Origin of the sequence: Dendronalium phyllosphericum CENA369, from assembly GCF_016056275.1 — a bacterium.
GTDB classification, from domain to species: domain Bacteria; phylum Cyanobacteriota; class Cyanobacteriia; order Cyanobacteriales; family Nostocaceae; genus Dendronalium; species Dendronalium phyllosphericum.
Genome location: NZ_JAECZA010000088.1, coordinates 1 through 17,927, shown reverse-complemented (window position 1 = coordinate 17,927; position 17,927 = coordinate 1). Strand labels below are relative to the sequence as shown.

The window sequence follows — 17,927 nt, the reverse complement described above, 5'->3', positions numbered from 1 at the left end:
CCTACCCCCTACCCCCGCCCCGAAGGGGCTTTATCTACTATGTATTGCCCGATCAAAGGTGATATTTTGTTTCTGCTAGCCGATATAGTCGCCGCCAAAACAGGCGATTTAGCCCGACTACAAACAAACTCATCATGCCGATGCCCAAGGTGATGCGCGCCCAGTCTCCGACTTCGGTTGCTTGGGCGATGTAAGCTCCTAATCCAGTCGCAGTTAGAGTAGTGTGTCCCCAGGAAACAATTTCTGAAACTATACTGGCGTTCCAGGCTCCGCCGCTGGCAGTTACACCTCCTGTTACCCAAGCTGAAAAGATACCGGGAATAATCAGCTTTTGCCAACGTTTCCAGCCTTTTAACCCCACATCAGTTGCCATTTCTCGCAGATCGGTGGGAATACTTTGGGCCCCTGCAATGGAGTTAAAGAGAATGTACCATTGAGCACCTAATGCCATCAGCAGCACACAGCCCCAGTTAATGCTGATGTGAGAATGGATAAAAAACAGTGTGGCGAATGGAAAGATGAAGTTGGCTGGAAATGAAGCCAAAAATTGCACGACAGGTTGCAATAGGCGTGCCAGTTTGGGGTTGAAACCGATCGCAACTCCAATGGGTGTCCAAATCAAGGTGGCAAAAATCAGAAGTACTGTCACCCGTAACAGCGTCAGCAAGCCCAAAACAAAGGCTTTGAAAACTTCACTCAAGCCCACTGTTGCGATAATAAAATGCAATGCTCCAGCAATAAGGACTCCAACGATGAGCAATAAGATCAAATCGTAGATGCGATCGCTGCGGTGGCGACTAAATTCTGCTGGATACGATTCCCTAGGGGGCATTAGCAATGATAAAAAGCGGTTGCTAGCTTCACCCAATGGAGTCAACGACCGGGCGATCGTTCGGGGAATCCGTGCTGCTTTTAATAAGTCATAGACCCAAGATTCGGGAGCTTCAGTGGCGGCACTTTGCTCTAGGCGAAATTTATCAGCCCAAACTACAATCGGTCGCCAAAATAGCTGATCGACAACCAAAATCACAATTGCAATTGTGAGCGCTGCCCAGCCCAAAGCTGGAATATTTTTAGCGGCGATCGCAGCTGTCACATAAGAACCAATTCCTGGCAGTGTATACTGCTGATTGAGGACGCTAATAGCTTCACTGGCAGCTACAAAGAACCAACCACCGCCAAAACTCATCATTGCATTCCACACCAACCCAATCATGGCAGAAGGTACTTCTAGCTTGGTAAACCGCTGCCAGCGAGAGAGATGATAGAGCGTAGCGGCTTCATCTAATTCTTTTGGCACTGTCCTCAGCGATTGGTAAAAGGAAAAAGTCATATTCCAGACTTGGCTGGTGAAAATGGCAAAAATTGACGCGGCTTCCAATCCCAGCAGACTCCCAGGGAACAAAGCAATAAATCCGGTGACTGTAATCGACAGAAACCCCAGCACTGGAACAGATTGCAAAATATCCAATAAAGGAATCATTACCCGTTCTGCACGACGGCTATATGCGGCAATGTAGCCATAAACAAGGGTAAAAATAGTCGAGCAAAATAAGGCAACGAACATTCGTAGAGTTGATTGCCCAGCGTAATAAGGCAAATTTCGCGGATTGAGGTCGATATTTGGCACAATATCCGGCGGGTGAAAACTCACCAGCGTTCCAGCTCCAATCCGGGCAATCAGTGCTAACAGCACAAGCGTGCCCAGAATTACCGCAACATCTGCCAGACCAAACGGAAAGCGGCGAAGTGCCTCTGGTGAGGGAAAAGTTCGCTTGAGCATATTCCTGTTTCCTGAAAGTTAAATTTGCAGAAAGATAAGGTTAATTTTCAATTTCCAGACATGAGAAATTAGTCCGTTTTTGCAGTAAAAATTGTCAAGCAATCACGGAGAATTTTTTAATAATCAAGTTGCAATCAAGTACTGATTGTCAGCGATTCCTTACTTAAAGCTAGGAGATTTAGTCAAAAGTTCTGGCATCCACTAATTACCAATTGCTAACAATTAGCGAACTATTTCTCTACGCTCAAGTCAAGACAATCAAAATTGCGATATTTGTCCCTTGGATACTGCGGTGAGATCGGGACAACCAAACAAACTATGCTGTTGATTGAAAACTTTGCATTGTTCATCTTTTTTGTTGCGATCGCCATGCCCAAAGGCGACCGAAGATGAACCCGAAACTCCAAATTAGAGTTAATTAGTGCATCATCGGAGCGATCGCCCACCAACCACAACGAAATGTATGGTTAGCGTCTTTGTCAGACACGGTGGTTTCCTGAAGAGTCGCCAAGTAACGACTACTACCAGAAGCCTCCATTCGATCGACCTCCTGAAATAATCAAATTAAGAGTAAGTCAAAACCTCAAGTTTGCAGAACTTTAACTGCCATCCTTGAATATATCCCTAAAAATATTTTTACGTCAATCTCTATAGACAATTGATGATAGCAAATCTAGTATTCAACTACAGTATCGATATTTAGAGGAATCAGCTTTTAGCCTAGGCTTAAAACTAAACGGTTTAGGTTAAATGTATCAGAGCGAAGTACTATAGCTACAACGTCAATCGCTGCAATCCAGAGTTACGACGCTCAGTCGAGCGTTACGTAGAGAAATTCCCAATTAAAGCTACTACAATAAGAATTTTTACACTAAATAGTCAACAATTGTGGTATCCCTGTAAAGTACCAGTACGATTTTTGTCTCAATACTGACAAGACTTTCAAAGGATGCACTACTATTAATATGACTGAGAACCACGAGCAGAATTTCGTTAATTATTCAAAACCTAAAGGTTTTTATTTAAGCCTGGTTCTGGGATTTGTGATGTTTTTTTCTATTATTAATTTTCAATACACTACTCCGATAATTCCTATTTTAGGTTTTCATGGCATTCTTGATACTAAGAGTAATCTATCTAACTACTATGTTGGGGATATGCAATATTCAAAACAAGATATGGAAAAACTTCTAGAGCAGTTAATTATTAATAACTATTGGTTTTTAACTACTCAAGATTTATATAACTTCTTCTTAACTAGAAGTCAAAAAATTCCTTATGAATACCAGAAAAAAAAGCCTGTAATGATTTCTTTTGATGATGGATATAAAACAGTGTATACAAACTTATTACCTGTTTTAGATAAACTTGAAAAAAAATATACTAAGAAAATCAAAGTTGTTTTATTTATTAATCCAGGTACTTTAGCTCTCAAAGGAAGTCGTAATTCAACTCACTTAGGATGTCAAGAATTGAGAGAAGGCTTGAAAAAGGGATTTTATGATATTCAATCTCATGGATTAAATCATAAAGATTTAACCCAACTGAATCGTCGGGAGTTAATTAAAGAAATATTACAATCTCGAACCGAATTGAGGAAATGTACGCAAGATTTAGATCCAGATCAAAAAGTAGCATCTCATTTTGCTTACCCTTATGGAGCATATAACAAACAAGTAGAATCTTATGTATCTAAATATTATTTATCAAGCTACTTATACAATGATGAACTCCTAAATTATGGTTGTTTTAAAAACTATTATGAAATTCCTCGTTTAATGGTTAATAGACAAAAGTCAGCCAAACAGTTGCTAGAAATTGCTGAGACTCTTTCTACAGTAAGTAAGCAAAAATTATCCCAAAATAAATGCTAAATTTTGATACAAAAGATAATACTAAGATTAAATTTATTACTTAAGGCTATTGATTGTTAAATTAAACTTAAATTGTATTATCTGATGAAAAAATACTGAATATTTATGTAATATATTTAACATCCATTCTTAATAAGAATAATTTTGCCGGATAAATTGTTAAATAGCTGAAGTTTCAAGGTTTCACACTGCAATTACAGGAGATGCATCGATGTCTAGCATTTTACGGATCAAAAATATTGGCACAACTATTTTCAAACAAACTCCGGTACAATCAAAAGATTTAAAAAAATCCGATCCAACGTATGTGGCGAGAGCTGGCGAACTATTTTTAGCTTCTGCTATCGATCGCGATGTGAAAAAATATGGTGGCGATCATTGGAAAGTGACATTTGAGAATAAACTTCAGCCGAGAGAGGGTGGCGATCCCATACAAACTTGGTTGGTTTATGAAGGTGATGTAGAAGAATACAGGCTCGTAAAATAATTTTAGGGAGCAAAAGATAGGAGAGCAGAGAGGCGAAGAAATACCACTTTCACAGTTGGTAGGGTACGAAGTTCGTTCAAATTGCTTGTTATGCTCTCTTTTACCAGGAGAGTAGAAGAATTGTTGCTCAAATGTAGTGGATTCAATATTTTTTCAGATAAGTTATAAAATAATTTAATAGTACTAATAGTCAAATTTTATTTCACATTTTCTTGTTTGAGATGCGTATTTTTCCTAAAAATGAGCATTTAGTTAAATTGACAAAAATATTGATTTGTGTTTATAAGTGTAACTCTATCTATTTAAAGATATACATTGAAGAATAGCTAGGAAGAAATATCATAAAAGTTATTTTTATCAGCAAAAAATAAACTTTGTGAGAGAATCATTACATAACATTACCTCTCTCAAAAGTCTAGAAAATTGTACACCTTTAGTTAGAGCCAAAAATACTGAGTATTAGATACTTTAACTAAATAGAAACACGCTTTAATAAGCCTTATGGAGTAAAGACTGCTATGAGGAAACACAGATAAATATTTCTCTGTGTTTATTTGTGTTTCTATGCGATTAGACAAAGGGTAAGAATATTCTGCCTGGAAGTTAAAAAAGCAAAATAATTTTTAGGGGTCCCCATGTCCGAATTGATTCAAGCAATCTTAGATAGTGAAGAGAAGAATGATTTGCGTTCCTTCGTGAGTGAATTACGCCAGCAAGAGCAAAAATATTTGCTGCGGAACGACATACTGAATGTATTTAGCGAATATTGCTCTAAGTCCCAGAAGCCTGAAACATTTTACGCTTCTTCCCACTTAGGCAAACTCATTTACTATACTCAGGAAATTATTCAAGAAGACTCAAACCTTTGTCTCATCATCCGTCCTAAGATTGCTAGTCAAGAAGTTTATCGGCTGACAGCAGACTTAAGTTTTGAGCCGATGACGGTGCAGGAACTGCTAGATATGCGCGATCGCTTAGTGAATAAATTTCATCCTAACGAAGGCGATCTGTTAGAGTTAGATTTCGGCCCGTTTTATGACTACACCCCAACAATCCGCGACCCAAAAAATATTGGTAAGGGCGTACAGTTTCTCAACCGCTATCTATCCAGCAAAATCTTTCAAGACTCCAAACAACTGCTGGACAGCTTATTGAATTTCTTGCGCCTGCATCACTATAATGGCATCCAACTTTTGGTCAACGATCGCATTAAGTCACAGCAGCAACTTTCCGACCAAGTTAAAAAAGCCATAGCATTTGTAGGCAGTCGTCCTAGCGAAGAACCTTACGAAGAATTTCGATTTCAATTGCAATCGATGGGTTTTGAGCCGGGTTGGGGAAACACCGCCCAGCGCGTACAAGACACCCTGAATGTTCTGGATGAATTAATTGATTCTCCCGATCCCCAAACTCTGGAAGTTTTCATCTCTCGCGTCCCGATGATTTTTAGAATCGTCTTAGTATCTGCCCACGGTTGGTTTGGGCAAGAGGGAGTTTTGGGTCGTCCTGATACTGGCGGTCAGGTGGTTTACGTCCTCGACCAAGCAAAAAATTTAGAAAAGCAACTCCAAGAAGATGCTTTGCTAGCTGGCTTAGAGAAACTGAACGTCCAGCCAAAAGTAATTATTCTGACTCGCTTGATTCCTAATAGCGATGGTACTCTTTGCAATCAACGCTTAGAAAAAGTCCACGGCACAGAAAATGCTTGGATTTTGCGAGTACCTCTGCGCGAGTTCAATCCGAATATGACTCAAAATTGGATTTCCCGATTTGAGTTTTGGCCTTATTTAGAAACCTTTGCAATTGACTCCGAAAGAGAACTGCTAGCAGAATTTCAAGGCAGACCAGACTTAATTGTTGGGAACTACACCGATGGAAATTTAGTTGCGTTTCTATTAGCACGGCGGATGAAAGTCACCCAGTGCAACGTTGCCCATGCTTTAGAAAAATCCAAATACTTGTTTAGTAACCTCTACTGGCAAGATTTAGAAGATAAATATCATTTTTCCTTGCAATTCACCGCTGATTTAATTGCGATGAATGCTGCCAACTTCGTCATCAGCAGCACTTACCAAGAAATTGTCGGCACGCCCGATAGTGTGGGACAGTATGAGTCTTACAAGTGCTTTACCATGCCAGAGTTGTACCATGTCACCAATGGTATCGAACTATTTAGTCCTAAGTTTAATGTTGTGCCACCAGGGGTAAATGAGAATGCTTATTTTCCCTACACGCGGACTCAAGATAGAGTAGAGAGCGATCGCGATCGCATTTCCGAAATGCTCTTTACCTTAGAAGATCCATCCCAAATTTACGGCCAACTCGACGATCCTAACAAGCGTCCTATCTTTTCTATGGCGCGTCTTGACCGCATTAAAAACCTCACTGGTTTAGCCGAATGCTTTGGTCAGAGTAAAGAATTGCAAGACCATTGTAATTTAATTTTGGTAGCGGGTAAATTACGCGTAGAAGAATCAGGCGATAACGAAGAACGCGATGAAATTGTCAGACTCTACCACATAATTGACGAGTACAATCTCCACGGAAAAATTCGCTGGTTGGGCGTGCGCCTCTCAAAAAATGATTCTGGCGAAATTTATCGCGTCATTGCTGACCACAAAGGAATCTTTGTACAACCAGCTTTATTTGAAGCCTTTGGTTTGACAATTTTGGAAGCGATGATTTCCGGATTACCAACTTTTGCCACACAGTTTGGCGGCCCGTTAGAGATTATTCAGGATAAAGTGAATGGTTTTTACATCAACCCGACAAATTTAGAGGAAACAGCCACAAAAATTCTGGAATTTGTCAGCAAGTGCGAGCAAAATGCTTCATATTGGGATACGCTTTCCCAGAAAGCAATCGATCGAGTTTACAGCACATATACCTGGAAAATTCACACTACTAAGCTGCTCTCTTTAGCGCGAATTTATGGCTTCTGGAACTTTACTTCCAAAGAAAATCGAGAAGACTTGTTGCGTTACATTGAGGCCTTGTTCTATTTAATTTACAAACCAAGAGCGCAACAACTTTTAGAGCAACATAAGTATCGCTAATTAGTTCTGAGTCAGTTGTCAGTAGTTAGTTGCTACTGACAACTGACAATTGACAACTGACTATCTTGTGAGATAATACCAAGTTCTTTGACCAACTACTCCATCAACAGTTAAATTTTGTTGGTTTTGAAAAGCCTTAACAGCACTTTCTGTCAATGCGCCAAAAACTCCATCAACTCGAATAGCATAGCCATTAGCTGCTAATAGCCTTTGCAAGATTCTCACAGCAAGACCCGAACTACTAAAACGTAAATTTGGTACAGTTTGTTTAGTAAATCTTGAAGATTTAGTAATATCTATTTCTTCGTCACAGTTTTGTTGAGCTATTAACTGGTGTTTCTGAAAAGAACTTAATTTTTGAGATTTTGCCACAACAATTTCTGGGCGATTTTGTTTGGCTATTAGGTGTTGTTCGTTAGGAAACTTTACTCTTACAGCTTGGAAATGCTGAAAATCAGCCACGCTATATAAGTCTTTAGCAAGAATTTTCGGTGTCTCACTCATTAAAGTTTTTTGATGCTTGCGCTTAAACGCTAATAGAGTGCCTGGAAAACTCTTATCTAACCGTATGAATTCAGGTGGCGCAATCTTTGCAGTTATAACTAAGCGATCTGACCGTTCCTGTGTTATTTTTTGTACGCCATTGCCTAGCTGAATTACAGGCTGCTTGGGTAAATTGACCGGAGATGGTTGTTTTGCGATTAAAACGCCCGTCATCAGCAGGACAATATCGTTCATTGTATTTGGTATTATTAAAACCCATATTTCCTTTGACAGAAAAGTTGCTGTGATTCCGGAATGGGATGTACAGTTAAGAAATCGCCACAATTTCCAGCGATCGTAACGATCGCTGAAGATGTGAAGAATTCCTGTACCGCTTACTCTGTCAACAATAATAAACTCTAGATAAGAAAAAATTTATTCCGCCCTAAGCGGTATATATATAGATGGAATTTTCATAAGTTGTAACGCATACAACTTGACTAAATGAGGAGTCTTTAGGTCTTTTTAGCCAAGAAGCACAAAAGCGATCGCTCTTGTTAAACAAAAAAGCGATCGCTCCTGTAATTTGACTTATGAAAAATAACTAACCAACACTGCTAATAACTGGGTGGAAGTAAAAGGCTAACCCTAAAACTGTATAAGCAGCTAACAGTAAAGTCCCTTCTAACCAATTAGACTTACCATCAGAACTAATGCTATTGGCAATCAACACAGCCACAGCCACAGCTACCATTTCAAAAGGGTTAAAATCTAAATCCATTGGTTTACCAAGTACCCACCCAGCTATCACTAAAACGGGAGCTACAAATAAGGCAATCTGCATACTCGATCCGACAGCTACAGAAAGCGATAAGTCCATTTTATCTTTCATCGCTACTGTGACTGCTGTAGCATGTTCGGCAGCGTTACCAATGATGGGAACTACAATCACCCCTGTAAACAGCGAAGTTAAACCCAGCTGGGATGTAGCTTCTTCCAAAGTACCAACTAACATTTCTGACTCAAATGCTACTAAGAGGGTACACACTAGCAGCACGCCACTCCACAACCATACATTTGGTTTGGTATGAACTTCCTCTGCATCTGCTACACCCACCTCGTACAAATAAGCATGGGTTTTCATCGAAAACAACAGTGTTAGGGCATAAACCAGAATTAACACTACCGCAACAGCCAAAGACAGATTTTGCAGAATTTTTTCGCTAATGCCCGCAGAAGTATAATTCATCGCTGTAGGCAGCAAAATCGCAATCACCGCTAAATTCATCGATGAAGCATTTACACGCGCCACAACTGATTGAAATGTTTGCTCCTTGTAACGCAGTCCGCCTAACAGCATGGAAAAGCCCATGACTAGGAGTAAGTTGCTGATAATCGATCCTGTGATGCTGGCTTTGACTACATCCACTAAACCGGCATTCAAAGCAATCAAAGCTATAATCAGTTCTGTCGCATTGCCAAAAGTGGCGTTTAACAACCCTCCTAATGTCGGGCCAACCACTACAGCAATTTCTTCTGTGGCCGTACCCATCCAAGCTGCTAGAGGCAGAATGGCTAAACCAGCCGTAATGAAAACTATCAAGTTTCCCCAATGTAGAAAGTTAGCTGCTAAGGAAACCGGAATAAAGAGTAACAGAAAAAGAAGAATGTTTTTACCTGACATTTATTACCTTAAGTTGAAGATATCCTATCGAAAGTACTCAGCACTCCAATTAGGATACTCTCTACTGTCGGTCAAGCCATTCAGAGATTACACTGTTCCTATGCTGCTGTGAGAAATGTAAAGTAAGATTGCGATTTGAGTAGCTTCTGCAATGTTTCGTAGCAAAACTATGAACTGAAGTTAAGCTTCTACACCAAATATGGGGTTTAATATATTAAAAGACAATTAAATTTTAATTGGCCCCGCCAACGAGAAAACCTCTAACTGAAGCGTTGTTCAATGGCTGATGTTTCTTGGGAACCGTCTGGGCGATAACGCAGATTTCCCACTTTAGTAAGACCGCTTTCTCGGAGATTTAGCTGTATCCTATATCCATAGTTTTCGTCTATACCGGATTTTGCGTGCAAACCTTTGTAGAAAGGTTTAAATGCAGTGCTTTTGGCGCAACTACAAGTTTTTTGTTTGGATAAATATACATGACTTCTGCTGCTGAATTGCCAGCTAGTTCTGGATCGATGTTTACATCGCATATAACTGCTAAAGACGATCGCCAAAGCGATCCCCTAAAGAAAGCTACAGGTGTTTATGTGGCAGTACACGGACATTTCTACCAACCTCCACGGGAAAACCCATATCTGGACGCAATTGAACGCCAGTCGGGTGCTGCACCTTTCCACGATTGGAACGAGCGGATTCACTGGGAATGCTATCGTCCGAATGCCTTTGCCAGGATATTAAACGATCGCGGCGAAGTCATGGGGATCGTGAATAATTACGAGTATTTCAGCTTTAATATCGGGCCAACGTTGATGTCGTGGCTAGAGCGCTACGATTTGGAGGTTTATCAGCGGATTTTAGAGGCAGACGCGAAAAGCGCTCAACGCTTGCAAGGTCACGGCAATGCGATCGCGCAAGTATACAATCACATCATCATGCCCCTGGCTAACGAACGCGACAAATACACTCAAATTCGCTGGGGCAAAGAAGACTTCAAATCCAGATTTGGCCGCGATCCCGAAGGTATGTGGTTAGCAGAAGCAGGCGTAGACTATGCAACCTTAGAAGCTCTGGTTGCCGAAGGTATTCGCTTTGTTATCCTTGCGCCATCTCAGGCACTACGTTGCCGTCCTTTAGCCACTAGAGACGATCCCCAGCCAGAATGGCACGAAGTTGGCGGCAATCAGATCGATCCCACTCGTCCCTACCGTTGTTATTTGCAGCCAACACTGAACACTTCAGCTTCACCTTTAAGTAGCATTAACGGAAAGACAGACCTTTCTTTGCCTGTCAAAGAAGAGGAGAGTCGGGAAGGATTACCTTATATCGATATCTTCTTTTACGATGGCCCGATCTCACGAGACATGGGTTTTAGCGATGTCGTCTATAGTTCCAATCATTTTGCTGGACGCATTGGTTCGGCAGTGCGTGGGGATCATCGTCCAGCACAGTTAATATCTGTAGCTACAGATGGCGAAACTTTTGGACATCACAAGAAAGGAACTGAGAAAACTTTAGCCTACGCCTTTACAGAAGAATTTCCCCGCCAAGGTTGGACGGTAACGAATTTTGCTCATTACCTCAGCTTGAATCCTCCTGCTTGGGAAGTCGAATTAAAACCAGTCACAGCATGGAGTTGCGCCCACGGTGTCGATAGATGGCAAGATGACTGTGGTTGCGGTGGTGAAGGTGGTGTTTGGCATCAGCAATGGCGGCGGCCGCTACGGGATGCCTTAAATTGGTTGCGGGATCGGTTAATTGAGGTATATGAAGAACACGGCAAGCTGTTTTTCCGCGATTCTTGGCAAGCACGAGATGAATATATCCATGTTATCCGCGATCGCTCTCCTGCCAATGTCAGCCGCTTTCTTACCCGCCATCAAACCCACAAACTTACAGCCGCCGAACAAGTAGACGCTTTGCGTTTATTGGAAATGCAGCGTCACGCATTACTCATGTTCACCAGTTGCGGGTGGTTTTTTGAAGAACTATCTCGTCCAGAGGGAACGCAGATTCTGCGTTACGCCGCCCGTGCTTTAGAACTAGCGGGAGATGTCGCAGGCGTACAGTTAGAAAAAGGCTTCCTCAAACGCTTAGGTTTAGCCCCCAGCAATGTTGAGCATTTCAAGCATGGCGGCGAAATATATCGGCAATTGGTACTGACTGCCCAAGTCAGCTTTAAGCAAGTAGCAGCTCATTACGCTATTACTTCCTTATTTAACAACCAGGGTTCGACACCCCACAGCCAGCACTCAGCACTTAGCACTCATAAAAAACGAATTTATTGCTACACAGCTAATGAGTTAGATTACCAACTGCAACGGATGGGATCGCTAACTTTGGTTGTGGGGCATTTAAAGCTGGTGTCAGATATTACTTGGGAAAGCGAACATTTAGTGTTTGCTGTGCTGCATTTGGGAGGCTGGGATTTCCACTGCTGCATTCAACCGTTTGCTGGACGGCGTGACTACAGCCAATTAAAAGAAAAGCTGTTTAGGACGCTGCAACAGGCAAGTGCAGCTAACTGTATCTTGGTAATGACACAGCTATTTGGCGAAGCCACTTTGAGTTTGCAAAATCTCTTTGCTGAAGAACGCCACCGGATTATGCGGTTGATTACCCAAGAAACACTGACACGTTTAGATCAACTCTATACCCAGGCATATCGAGAAAATTACGGCGTAGTGATGGCGTTCCATCGGGATGGACTAGAAGTGCCGCAAGAGTTACAAGTAGCAGCGGATATTGCTTTAGGGTATCGCTGTATGACGACATTGCGATCGCTTGAGCAAGACATAGCCGAACCACAATTGTGTTGGAATCACATTGTAGAATTAGAAGCGATCGCTACCGAAGCCAAACATTTACGTTGTCGGTTGAATATTTCCGAAGGCAAACAGCTGTTAGAACAATTAATTGTGCGATCGCTGTGGCGATTGTTGCACGATGCTAATGGTAGTTTTCATGCAGATATCCAACTATTGGATAGGTTGATTGATGTTGGCTATCAGCTAAATCTTGGCATCTCCCTAGAGCGATCCCAGGAACTATACTTTAGTTGTTTGCACAGTCAAATTTTACCTTTGTGTCTAACTACTCTTGCTGATGCAGAGGATAGCAATCAGTGCCGTCAGTTACTGAAGTTAGGACAAAAGTTAGCTGTTGATGTCAGTCCGATTTTGAGTAAACTTGGCTAAAATTGCACCAAGATGAAAATACTTGCGTGCGCTAGCCTAAATTTATACATAGGGACGCGCTATGGCGCGTCCCTAATCATGTTCGGGAAATCACTTACAATTAAAAATTCTCCGCGTCTCCCCGTCTCCCCATCTCCATGTCCCCCGTCTCCCCATCTCCCTTCGGGTTCGGCAGTTCGCAACCGACGGGAACCGCCAGGACTGCGACTGCCTCACCGCGTCACTCTTCAGGTGGATATGATATGACGTATGATTATTCAACCTTGAGTGCGGCGATCGCAATGGTATGGATAAAGCCACTCACACCTGAAAAGTCCGTGAGTATGCTTTTCTAAAAAGGTTCCAGCGTGGTGGCTGCGTGAGATATTGATCCCAGCTTTAGTTTTGATTTCATACAGCCAGGGAAAAGCTGCTATTAAAACAGCCATTACAGCGAAGAAGGATAGGGCTACGGTTCTGATGGCTAATCTTCGGGAATTGCTGTTGACGTTTTTAGACATATAACTTAATGACTAACAAACTATCTTAACCTAAGTCTGAAAATGTCGCCGAAAGCGAGGGTCAGTTTTGTCAGTCTTTTGTTGGTTGCAGGAAAAGCAGAGAGTGTGCAAATTGCTAATGTCGTTTTGACCCCCACGAGCCAGAGGGATGATATGGTCGATAGTCAGGTCAGTTTCTAAAGTTGTTTTACCACAGCTTTGGCATTGGTAGCGATCGCGTTGGAATACATACTTCCTGACTTCAGGCGGGATGCGGATGCGGGGAGTTTTGCTCATTATTTTTTATCTACTTTAGGTAAGTAGTTACGTGTAATATTTGTAGTCATAAAATAATCACATTTTAATGCCTTAGCTATAATTACAGCTAAAAAACTCCCTCTTTGGGAATATTTTTCTCATAAATATATCCAGAGGGTATTTACAATATTGCTGGTTTCCGGGGATCAATTGAGATAGACACTTCAGAAATCCAGTTAATGTCAAAGCTTATGCAGCTAATACAAAGACATTTATATTTTTTATTATTACTCTTATTATTAACAGCTTGTGGTAGTAAATCCACTAAAGATGAATTATCAAAAGAACTACAATCGGTAAAATCGTGGACAGCAACTGCCCATTTCGTTGGTGATGCTTGGATACATAAAGCTGTACCGACAACTTATGTCAAACAAACACTTGACAAAACCCAGCAGGAACTAAAAACACAGACAGAGGAATTATCCAAGTTATCAATTCCAAGCTCTAATCGTGGTGCTATTTTGAAATCGCTTCAGCAACTTCAAGACACTGTTAGTCAAATGTCAAAAGCAGTGGAAAACAACAACTATCCAGCGGTAACTCAACAAGTACAGCAATTATCTCATCAAGAGCAAGCGATCGCTCAACTGTCTTTGGCAGCAGGTGGGCAGCCATGAATAAAATACTTGAGATTGCCCTAGGAATTATTACAAGTATTGGTGGCTTTTTAGATGTAGGTGCGATTGCCACTTCAGCTGAGGCAGGTTCGGAATTTGGTTTTCAGTTGTTGTGGGCGATCGTTTTAGGAACAATTTGTGTAATTTTTTTAGTAGAAATGTCAGGACGTTTAGCTGCTGTCAGCAAACATACTTTAGCTGATGCAGTGCGCGAACGTTTTGGATTTAATTTTTATGTTATTCCCTTGCTTGCCGAAATTGTAGTTGATTTTTTGGTATTGGGAGCGGAAATTGGTGGTGTTTGTATTGCTCTACAATTAGTAACAGGCATTAGCTTTCAGTGGTTTGCTCTACCTATAGCTTTCGTCATTTGGCTATTGGGGCTTTTTGTTGTTTGCTGCGTCTTTAGGCATTGCTTGTTTTGGTGCAGCGTTAGAAGTTAGCCTTGACACTGCTTATATTGTGGCTCAAGCCTTGGGTTGGAACTGGGGCGAAAATCTACATCCCAAGGAAGCGGCAAGATTTAGTCTTGTTTACACTGTGTTTGTGTTTTCGGCTTCGCTGTTGATGGTGGTAGGTATCGATCCGCTGCAATTAACTTTATTTTCAATGGCAGTAACAGCAGTTATTTTACCGCCTGTGATTATACCTTTTCTAGTTTTGATGAATGATCGCTCCTATGTAGGCAAATATCGCAATGGTTGGATTAGCAATAGCGTTGTGATTTTTACGATTGCCCTAGCTTTTGTTTTAGCCATTATTGCTTTACCCTTAGAAATTTTCGGAGGTTGAAATGGATGTAATTCGAGATGTTCTCGACAATCAACTAGTTGACCGCAATCAGCGCAAAATGGGTAAAGTTGATGGAATTGTCATTGAGTATGAAGATGGGAAACAACCACGATTAGCATATATTGAAGTCGGTCTTGTGACCCTAGCTCGAAGAATACATCCTCGGTTGTCTGCTTTGCTAACAATAATTGAGAGTAAATGGGGTGCAAAACACAGCGAACCGTTTCGCATTCCCTGGTCAAAAGTTCGGGATGTGGGCATTGATGTAGACGTTGATATTGATGCTGAAGACACATCAGCACTAGCGTGGGAAAAATGGGTGCGCAAACAAATTATTAGCCGCATTCCGGGAGCATAGTTATGACACGTGAAATTCATTTAGAGCTACTTTTAGGCACACAAGTACTAGATCCAACAGGTAAACCAGTCGGACGTATTGAAGAAATACGTACCGAACAGCAAGGTTATGAATGGTTTATTCAAGAGTATTTGATTGGTAATAGCGCTTTACTAGAAAGATTGTCTGCTTGGGAAATTGGGCTAGCAATTTTGCGTCGGCTCGGAGCGCATAAAATTTACACTGGATATAGCGTTCCTTGGCAGCAAATGGATTTAACAGACCCGCAGAAGCCGAGTCTGCGTTGTCATCTGGAAGAATTGGAAAGTTTTCAAAAGCCTACCCAATGAAAAAGGGATTAGGGGTTGGGGATTGGAGACTAGGGACTAGTATTTTTGTTCAGCACTTTTAAGTCATAGGGTAAGAAAACCTTTAATACTGACTTTAGCTATCTTCTGTTTTGAAAATGTTCGCATAATTTACGTAGTAATATCTCATTAGTTGACTTATTTAGGGTTACAAGTGTTTTGGCTTTTTTCTTAGTGCCGTGTTCAATTGCTTATCTCTACTCAACTTGCGATCTTCCTAATGCCTTGATTTAGCCGCTTATACTACCATGTACCACCTCTTCTTACCGCTTCCTTAACATTTAGATGCGTTTGCCTTAAGAAGGATATTTGACGACAAGCACTTACGCATCTACTTACTTCTTTTTCTGGTTTAAGGCTAAAAAATTTATATTTCCTTCAGAATATTCTCTAGTTTTCCGTAAGTTTTTATGTCACAATTCTGACAATAAAATTTTCTGGTCATTTCATGTATTAAAACGCGCAATCGAACAAACAAAAGCATCGTTGTTACTTTATGTGCGATCGCTCTCAAGAATCGTCCAGGTTTTACCATGCGATCGCTCTTCTGAAATAGATGAAGTTATCGCAATCATAAATAATTCGTGAAAAGCTAAATTCCTGACTTCTCAAAGAGTCGGGAAACTGGATGCTGCGAATTTTCACAAGTCATTTGCAAAGGCTATATGTGTGCGATCGCGCTGATGATTAGCACGGATTTTTTAGTGCAATTGCTCTAAGGATTAGCAAAAATTGATTAATTTATTTGAAAAGAATTTACAACCACTTAGGAGATAGTCATGGGTAAATTCAATTTTTTGAGTGCTTTAATGTTCACTTGCTTTTTAATTTTTTCTGCACCAGTACAAGCTCAAACCCGTTTAGCAATTGCAGAATCATACGCTTATTTAGTTAATGCAGGTAGGGCTATTAGAGGTGAATCTATTGTAGATCTACAGGAATCAATAAACTGGGCTAATAGCAGTACTACTCGTGATGTTAAAGATGCAATGCTACAAGAAATAAAGAATGCTCAAGATTATTTTTCATCCGCTAGTAGTGATAATGCTTGTGAAGCTTATGCCTATTTAAAAAATACACGTTACAGATTATTTGAAGGTCGCTCAGAGGAGCATTCTAGCCTAGTAAATAAATGTTTAAACATGGATGAACCCACCTATAGAAAAGAGATTGATAAAGACTTATCTGACCTTTTTGGTTCACTGAGATAATCAGTAATTTTTTAATTAATGAAGATGCGATCGCTCTTAGCAATAAGCCAGCATTTGTTTGGGCGATCGCTCTTGTGAAACCAGGAAAAATATAACAGCCAGAAATCATTCATGAAGAAGTTAAATCCCCTACTCCTTTAAGAAGTCGGGGGGACAACGCGAATTTTAAAGGCTGAAGCAGACTACTAATTTACTTGAATTGTGTAAAGGAGAAAAATGTCTATTTTTGTTGATTCTATACGCGATGTTTCTAGAAATGGTTCAATTTATCTAAAAAGCTTACTATGGGGCAGTAGATGGAAGATTGAAAACGACAGTAGAAAGCTTACCTACTCTTTTATTGACAATAAATCCTGGGATTACTCTTTCTATAATGCTGAAATAAATGCTTTTACTAATGCAATACAGTCTTGGGCAAATGTAGCTAATTTACAGCTAGAGTATTCTGGCTTAAATGATTCTAATGCTGAACTAAAGTTTCATGTTGTTGATTCTTCTTTTATTGGTAATAAGAAGGTAACGATCTTTTATTGGGAGGAGCAGGTAATGACCTCTTAACAGGTGGTGGTGGTGTTAACACCCTGTTAGGAGGAACAGGCAATGACCTCTATTACTTGGCTTATCTCGATCCCAACAATCCAGTAGTCAATGATTCTGGAAGCATCATTCAAGACGAATCTGGTACAGACACCTTAACGTTAACTAATTTTTCACTCAGTCTATCTAACCTTGCTAGGGTTGGTACTGCCTTAACTATTGACCTGAACAAAGACAATAAATTCATCTTTGCTCAAGATGTAACTCTCCTCAACTTCTTTGGCACAGGTAATACCAAAGGAACTGGCTTTATTGAATATATTGCTGGTTTGGATCAATACCTTAGCCAATTTACGAGGCTTCAACGCCTGTGGAAAGGGGATGAATACGTCCCAAAGAAGTGAGCTTGGCAAAAATTTGGGCTAATAAAATAGGCTCAGGCTTTTGAGGAAGTATTTTTAACATTTCACGGACATATCGAAAACCACGGTAGTAAGCTTTCAGGTCAATAATGCCAGAATCAGGATTATGTTTACGGAAATCAGCCAAAAGATGATGGGATAAATTAACCATGAAGAAGGCAAGATTAGCCGCATTAGTCACAGCAGTCTGGCTCAAATTCATAAAATCCTCTAAACCCCAAAATTGCTTGGCATCACGGAAGTTAAATTCGATTTGAAAACGGAGTTTGTAGTAATCTATTA

Annotated in this window: 19 protein-coding genes and 1 pseudogene; 13 read left to right on the top strand and 7 right to left on the bottom strand. The window is 40.7% G+C overall.

Going from position 1 to position 17,927, the window contains the following annotated elements; all coding sequences use genetic code 11:
• Positions 1-52: 52 nt before the first annotated feature.
• A complete protein-coding gene (locus I8752_RS18055; RefSeq protein ID WP_214433693.1) occupies positions 53-1,783 on the bottom strand; it encodes an ABC transporter permease in 1,731 nt (576 codons plus the stop codon).
• A 965-nt stretch (positions 1,784-2,748) separates the two neighbouring features.
• On the opposite strand from I8752_RS18055, the gene I8752_RS18050 reads away from it, so the two are divergent.
• The 3 genes from I8752_RS18050 (at position 2,749) to I8752_RS18040 (ending at position 7,200) form a co-directional block, all read left to right on the top strand.
• Positions 2,749-3,657: a polysaccharide deacetylase family protein gene (locus I8752_RS18050; protein WP_214433692.1), complete on the top strand. Its 909-nt coding sequence runs from the start codon at positions 2,749-2,751 to the stop codon at positions 3,655-3,657.
• Positions 3,658-3,868: 211 nt separating this feature from the next.
• The gene (locus I8752_RS18045) at positions 3,869-4,144 is read left to right on the top strand and encodes a hypothetical protein (protein ID WP_214433691.1); all 276 of its coding nucleotides are present in this window, start codon (positions 3,869-3,871) and stop codon (positions 4,142-4,144) included.
• Between the two features lie 635 nt (positions 4,145-4,779).
• Positions 4,780-7,200, top strand: a complete 2,421-nt coding sequence (locus tag I8752_RS18040) for a sucrose synthase (RefSeq protein WP_214433690.1) — start codon at positions 4,780-4,782, stop codon at positions 7,198-7,200.
• Positions 7,201-7,260: 60 nt separating this feature from the next.
• Here I8752_RS18040 and I8752_RS18035 read toward each other — a convergent pair whose 3' ends face one another.
• The 3 genes from I8752_RS18035 to I8752_RS18025 form a co-directional block, all read right to left on the bottom strand.
• Positions 7,261-7,938, bottom strand: a complete 678-nt coding sequence (locus I8752_RS18035) for a peptidoglycan-binding domain-containing protein (RefSeq protein ID WP_214433689.1) — start codon at positions 7,936-7,938, stop codon at positions 7,261-7,263.
• 349 nt (positions 7,939-8,287) lie between these two features.
• Complete coding sequence (gene cax, locus I8752_RS18030; protein ID WP_214433688.1) at positions 8,288-9,367, bottom strand: calcium/proton exchanger; 1,080 nt, start codon at positions 9,365-9,367, stop codon at positions 8,288-8,290.
• A gap of 260 nt (positions 9,368-9,627) precedes the next feature.
• On the bottom strand, positions 9,628-9,774 hold the full coding sequence (locus I8752_RS18025; protein ID WP_214433687.1) for a hypothetical protein: 147 nt from the start codon (positions 9,772-9,774) through the stop codon (positions 9,628-9,630).
• A gap of 69 nt (positions 9,775-9,843) precedes the next feature.
• Here I8752_RS18025 and I8752_RS18020 point away from each other — a divergent pair, with 69 nt between their 5' ends.
• On the top strand, positions 9,844-12,561 hold the full coding sequence (locus tag I8752_RS18020) for a DUF3536 domain-containing protein (RefSeq protein WP_214433686.1): 2,718 nt from the start codon (positions 9,844-9,846) through the stop codon (positions 12,559-12,561).
• A 257-nt stretch (positions 12,562-12,818) separates the two neighbouring features.
• On the opposite strand, the gene I8752_RS18015 is transcribed toward I8752_RS18020, so the two are convergent.
• Positions 12,819-13,061 (bottom strand): hypothetical protein, encoded by a 243-nt coding sequence (locus I8752_RS18015; RefSeq protein ID WP_214433685.1) that lies wholly within the window; start codon positions 13,059-13,061, stop codon positions 12,819-12,821.
• A gap of 30 nt (positions 13,062-13,091) precedes the next feature.
• Positions 13,092-13,337: an HNH endonuclease gene (locus I8752_RS18010; protein WP_214433684.1), complete on the bottom strand. Its 246-nt coding sequence runs from the start codon at positions 13,335-13,337 to the stop codon at positions 13,092-13,094.
• Positions 13,338-13,549: 212 nt separating this feature from the next.
• Between I8752_RS18010 and I8752_RS18005 the strand changes: the two genes are divergently transcribed.
• The 9 genes from I8752_RS18005 to I8752_RS17965 all read left to right on the top strand — a co-directional run bounded on the left by I8752_RS18005 (position 13,550) and on the right by I8752_RS17965 (position 17,627).
• Complete coding sequence (locus tag I8752_RS18005) at positions 13,550-13,978, top strand: hypothetical protein (protein ID WP_214433683.1); 429 nt, start codon at positions 13,550-13,552, stop codon at positions 13,976-13,978.
• Positions 13,975-14,421: a divalent metal cation transporter gene (locus I8752_RS18000; protein WP_214433682.1), complete on the top strand. Its 447-nt coding sequence runs from the start codon at positions 13,975-13,977 to the stop codon at positions 14,419-14,421. Before I8752_RS18005 ends, I8752_RS18000 begins: the two co-directional genes overlap by 4 nt.
• Positions 14,369-14,770 carry a divalent metal cation transporter gene (locus tag I8752_RS17995; RefSeq protein WP_214433681.1) on the top strand — a complete coding sequence of 134 codons (402 nt, stop codon included), beginning with the start codon at positions 14,369-14,371 and terminating at the stop codon, positions 14,768-14,770. The genes I8752_RS18000 and I8752_RS17995 overlap by 53 nt, the downstream gene beginning before the upstream one ends.
• A gap of 1 nt (position 14,771) precedes the next feature.
• Positions 14,772-15,128, top strand: a complete 357-nt coding sequence (locus tag I8752_RS17990) for a hypothetical protein (RefSeq protein WP_214433680.1) — start codon at positions 14,772-14,774, stop codon at positions 15,126-15,128.
• 2 nt (positions 15,129-15,130) lie between these two features.
• Positions 15,131-15,457, top strand: a complete 327-nt coding sequence (locus tag I8752_RS17985; protein WP_214433679.1) for a hypothetical protein — start codon at positions 15,131-15,133, stop codon at positions 15,455-15,457.
• Positions 15,458-15,784: 327 nt separating this feature from the next.
• The gene (locus tag I8752_RS17980) at positions 15,785-16,063 is read left to right on the top strand and encodes a hypothetical protein (RefSeq protein ID WP_214433678.1); all 279 of its coding nucleotides are present in this window, start codon (positions 15,785-15,787) and stop codon (positions 16,061-16,063) included.
• 191 nt (positions 16,064-16,254) lie between these two features.
• On the top strand, positions 16,255-16,686 hold the full coding sequence (locus I8752_RS17975) for a hypothetical protein (RefSeq protein WP_214433677.1): 432 nt from the start codon (positions 16,255-16,257) through the stop codon (positions 16,684-16,686).
• Positions 16,687-16,902: 216 nt separating this feature from the next.
• On the top strand, positions 16,903-17,244 hold the full coding sequence (locus I8752_RS17970; protein WP_214433676.1) for a hypothetical protein: 342 nt from the start codon (positions 16,903-16,905) through the stop codon (positions 17,242-17,244).
• Positions 17,217-17,627 carry a calcium-binding protein gene (locus I8752_RS17965; RefSeq protein WP_214433675.1) on the top strand — a complete coding sequence of 137 codons (411 nt, stop codon included), beginning with the start codon at positions 17,217-17,219 and terminating at the stop codon, positions 17,625-17,627. Before I8752_RS17970 ends, I8752_RS17965 begins: the two co-directional genes overlap by 28 nt.
• Here I8752_RS17965 and I8752_RS17960 read toward each other — a convergent pair.
• Positions 17,575-17,927, bottom strand: a pseudogene (locus tag I8752_RS17960) (IS4 family transposase); the annotation flags it as partial. The gene I8752_RS17965 and the pseudogene I8752_RS17960 sit on opposite strands and share 53 nt — an antisense overlap.